Raw genomic sequence first — 5159 nt, 5'->3', positions numbered from 1 at the left:
TGCTTACCTCCACCTTAATTCCTTCTTTCAAAACTATACCTATCAATCGTTTCCCCTTTTTTTAAGTTTCTTCTCTTTTTGTTAAGAAAGATCCGACTAATGGATAGCTTGATAAGGGGGGTGCCGATAGGCGGGGGGATCCTCCTTGATCATGGGGGTGTCTGACAATTTTTAATACCCACCTACTTAGAATTTCGTCTTTGCTTCCTTAATAGTATAACTTTACTACAAAAAATCGGAGCAAATATTTAGGGACGGTGATGATTATCAGATATAAAATCAGCAACTTCGGAAAAGCGAAATATGGACAGTCCAGAATCTAGGCAGCCGACCTGTAATAAGGCGAAGGCAGACTCGGATAAACTCGCCGGATGTGGCGGAAGACTTCTTCGGTTTTTTCTTCCACTTCTTCTTCCGTGTAGAGATCGACGGGTAAACCAGTATCATCGCTGTATAAAAAGTTGTGAATAGTAGTTTTAACCTCCGCCCGACTGGATTCTTTATCTGGCCAACGATCGATCTTTAGTTTCTCTTGTTTTAGGGTTTTCAAAAGCTGCGTGGCGATCTGTTTAATTTTTTCAATGTCTTGCGGTGATAGATTCTCTTTGGTTAAAAGGTCGAACAGGGCGAGGGATTCCTCGTCTAATCCCTCGCTAACCGCCCGTTGGGACTCTTGATCGAGTTCCTGAATAAATTCTAATAAGGCCTCGAAGGTCTGTTCGATCGCCACCCGATCCTTCTCGAAATTATAATCAGCGATGATCCGCTCGTAATGCTCTTGAAAGTTCGTCCGTTGCAGATTCTGCTCGAGCATTGTTCGGAGACGGTTTTCGATGGCGTTTTTGAGAGTTTGGACGGTGGTATTCTTACGATCGCTATTGGCGAATTCCTGTTTCAGACGCTCGAAGTTGATTTTACTGATGTTGTACAGTGGGGTATCATCGGCCCTCGCTTCGGTGGTTACATCGATCGCCCCGTCGATTACCGATCGCATTTCCAAGAGAATTTCCGCGATGTCTATTTTCTCCCGATCACCTTGAATGCATTTATAGATCAGTTTAATCGTGTCGTGAGCCGGACGGTAGTGATTAACCGATGGCTGATTAAGACAGGCCTTAAAAAGATGGAAGACCTCTTGAGAGAGGAGTCCAAAATTTTGTCGGGCCTGATCACTTCGATTGATCGCTTCCTTCGCGTCGTTAATGGCTTTATTGAAGGCAAAACTAGGTATTTTATATTCGAGGAGTGCGTCTAGGGATGCGTTACTTTCCCCCAAAAATTCTTTAACTGCCTCGATCGATCGGGCCAATTCATCCAGTAAATTTTCTTGCGGTTTCGTGGGGTCGAGACTAAGATGGTCTTCCCTGCGTCCCTGATCGGAAATTTGGGCGAGATCGGCGAGAGCTTGACGGAGATTTCTGAGGATTCCGCAGTAATCCACGATTAAACCGTTGGTTTTGCCCTCGTTAACCCGGTTAGCACGAGCGATCGCTTGCATGAGCGTATGAGCTTTTAGGGGTTTATCGAGGTAGAGGGTGGAGAGGGAGGGAACATCGAAACCGGTCAACCACATGGCGCAGACGATGGCGATCCGAAAGGGGTGATCGGCTTGTTTAAAGGCATTTTCTGGGCTGATTCTTTTACCGTCCGCCAGTTCAAAGCCGTTTTTGATTACACTGCGATGGCTGGTAATATCTAACCCTTGTTTCTGGAATTTGTCGATCTCTCCCTGTTCCTCGCTGACGATCACGGCCGTTAGGGTTGCTTCCATCCATTGAATCTGACGCTGACGATAGTTTTCCTCTTGGTCATCGGTAATTTTTTTGAGGTCTTTTTTCAGTTGTTGGATTTTTTCGCTCCAGTAACGATCGATCAGGTTATGCAGCTTGACACAGGTGAGCTTGTCGATACAAATCACCATGGCTTTGCCTGTTTCCCAAGCGGTGCTGTAATGTTCAACGAAATCACGGGCCAGCGCCTCCAACCGCTGCGGGGCCGTCAGGATGTAGTAATCCCTTCTTAATTCCCTTTCTAAACGGTCTTCTATCTCGACATTTTCGATCTCTAACTCTTCGATTTTGGCGGCGATCTGTTCGTTGAGGTCGTTGACGGCGATCGAGAGTTTATCACCCCTTGCATCATAGTAGAGGGGAACGGTGGCTTTATCCTCGACCGCTCTCTGGAAGTCGTAGGTGGAGACATAATCCCCGAAATAGCGTTTAGTGATCTCGTCGTTGCTGACTAGAGGGGTGCCGGTAAAACCGATAAAACCAGCGCCCGGAAGTGCAGCCCGGAGGTTGCTGGCTAGGGTTCCGTACTGGGTTCGGTGGGCTTCGTCGCTGATAATGATGATATCGTTTCGGGAGTTGTAGGGTTGGTCGGGATTGACGGTTTGGTTGAATTTCTGGATGAGGGTGAAAATATAGGCTTTATGGTCTCCCAGAAGACTCTGTAAGTGTTCGTTACTGGAAGCTTGGCAGAGTTCTTGCTCGTTATTGGTCAATCCGGAACCGGCAAAGGTATAGTAGATTTGTTTATCTAGATCTTCGCGATCGGTACAGATAACGAAGGTATAGTTTGCGCCTAGTTTACGGCGAATTTTGCGGGTGAAAAAAACCATAGAGTAGCTCTTTCCAGAGCCTTGGGTATGCCAGAAAACCCCTAGTTTGTTATCTTTTATCCCACCCTCCCGCCATCTTTTCACAGAATCGATCGCTTGGTTAACCCCTAGAAACTGGTGATTTCGGGCGATAATCTTGCAGGTTTTGCCAGTGGAGTTATCGAAAAGGACATAATTTTCTAACAGATCGATAAAGTTATTTTTATCGCAGACTCCTTTGAGCATGGTTTCCATATCGACAATGCCGGGGTCACTCTCGGCCAGGCGTTTCCATGGGTGAAAGTGTTCGTATTTGCCGCAGAAACTACCTATTTTCGCATCTATGCCATTAACTAAAATCGCAAAGGCGTTATAGGCGAATAGATGGGGGATAGTATCAAGATAGTCCGATAAATTCTCGTCGTAGGCCGCTTTTAGGTCTCGGTTGAGGTTTTTCGCTTCTAGGAAGAGTAGGGGAATGCCGTTAACAAAACCTACCAAATCCGTGCGACGGAGGTAGATTTCCCCCTGTATCCACAGTTCTCGAACCGCTAGAAAATGGTTATTGCTGGGTTGGTCGAAATCAAGGATTTTTAGGGTTTGTCTAATTAGCTCTCCTTTGGCGTTGCGGTAGCTCACCTGTACTCCATCGAGAAGGAGTTGATGTTTCTCTTGATTGGTGGCCAGAAGGGTTTGACTGGAGTTGATTTCTTCGATTTGGAGAATAGCGGATTTATAGGCTTCTTCGGGAAGATTGGGGTTAAATTCTCGTAATTTCTGTTTTAGGTAGCGTTTGAGGATAACTTCTTTCTGATTTTGCCGTCCGAGCAGGCTGTTTTCACCGTAATCCTCTTGATTATAAGCATAGACACTCTGCCAACCAAGTTGATCTCGCAGACAGTTGGCGGTGAGTTGTTGTACTTTATCCTCGGTGGTCATAGGGTCGATTGTGCGGGGGAGTGGTTTATTTTATTAATATTGCCAATTTTCAGGGATTTTTACAGGTGCGATCGCTCTTTTTGCCTCTACACCTCGATCTCTCCATTCATAAGTTTCGGAAGTAGTATGTCACGCGCTTGTTTTAGTTTTTGATTTTGCCTAAAAAGTATTTTAATTTGCTCATCAATAGAAATTGTTTTATCTAAAAAAATTGCGAGAATGGAATCTTTTGGCTTTATTAATTGAACGTTTTCTAAACCTGCTTTCGTCACCGAGGCGAATATAACACCACTACCTATCATATCTTCTTTAAAAAAGTAATTTTTAAGATGATAATATAAAAATCCCTGATAATTATGTTTTGCTCGAATCGCTGCTAGACCACGACCGATAATAATTTTTTCTAAGCTTATATTCATTCTGCCCACAGGAGCGCGAACACTGAATAATATATCTCCTTCATTGGCTATTCTTGTTATTTTTGCACAGTAAACTTTATTTTCTGGAAATCTTATCCCAAAATTGGTAACGCCTTGGTGAAAAGGCAAACCAGATCGATCTTCATTATAATATTCTGACTCAGGACTTTGACCCATTGTAAGATCGGCAATATCTTTTAAACGCACTTTCTCCCACCCTTCAGGAATACCATCGATAATCGGGGTGTGTTCGTGTCCGGGGAAGCGTAAACGGACGAACCATTCCTTGTAAAGTAAACGGGCTGAACGTTCTAATAACTCGATGCGGCGGCGATTATTTTCGATTAAATCATCATATTTGGAGAGGATATCGGCGATTTTCTGTTGCGTTGTAACATCGGGGATTTTAATTTTCACCCTATAGATTTTATCGGGCGATGTATGACGAACTTTTGTTCCAGAAGCACTTCCACTAATTTGACCGCGAATAGAATAAGTATTAAAGAGATAGTAGAGAAAATTTTTGTTAAATAATTCTTCGTCTATTTTATCAATTAGTCCTAGTCGCTGATTGTGGAGAAATCTATCATTTTCGGGAATCAAAGCGGAGCTACCTAGAAGACCAGCATCTTGTTCTGTCATCGCAATGATAATATCGCCTTTTGATAAAATAAAATTTTCTGGAATACTTCCCGAATACGCCCTGTCCTTCTCCGCTCTCAGTCTAAAGCCTCCTTCTTCATAAAAATTACCCGGTGTCAAAACAATATATTTTCCGCTGTTTACAAAAAATTCACTTTTGAAGGCGTACCCGTGTTTTATATGTATACCCGCTCCTAAAGTAGTTTCTCGCCATGTCATCTAATTATCTTCCTCGCCTATAGCTTTAGGATTTTCCAGCTAAACAAATCGCCCGCAGATGTAACCTTTTCTAACTTACCAAATTTGGGAATCACCGGTGAGAAGCGGGACTTTTTATCCCCTTCCGGTTCCCCCCTTGAAAAGGGGGGCTAGGGGGGATTACCAAGCTTTTCAAGGGGGACTTACGCAGCCATAGCGCCCGTCTCACCTCCAGCACCCCTACCGCGCTCCGATTCCGGTTCCGGTTCCCCCCTTGAAAAGGGGGGCTAGGGGGGATAGCCTTGAAAAGGGGGGCTAGGGGGGATAGCCTTGAAAAGGGGGGCTAGGGGGGATAGCCTTGA

The 5159-nt window shown here is 44.5% G+C and carries 2 protein-coding genes; both read right to left on the bottom strand.

Features of this window, described 5'->3' with window-relative positions:
• Window positions 1-319 precede the first annotated feature (319 nt).
• Window positions 320-3538, bottom strand: coding sequence for a type I restriction endonuclease subunit R (locus PX481_RS02410; protein WP_288093496.1), 3219 nt, complete (start codon window positions 3536-3538; stop codon window positions 320-322).
• An 86-nt stretch (window positions 3539-3624) separates the two neighbouring features.
• Entirely contained in the window at window positions 3625-4818 is a 1194-nt protein-coding gene (locus tag PX481_RS02405) for a restriction endonuclease subunit S (RefSeq protein ID WP_288093494.1), read from the bottom strand.
• Window positions 4819-5159: the final 341 nt, after the last annotated feature.

This window comes from Microcystis sp. M53603_WE2, assembly GCF_030065435.1.
The sequence above is the reverse complement of the archived record's forward strand: the minus strand, read 5'-3'. Positions and strand labels throughout refer to the sequence as shown.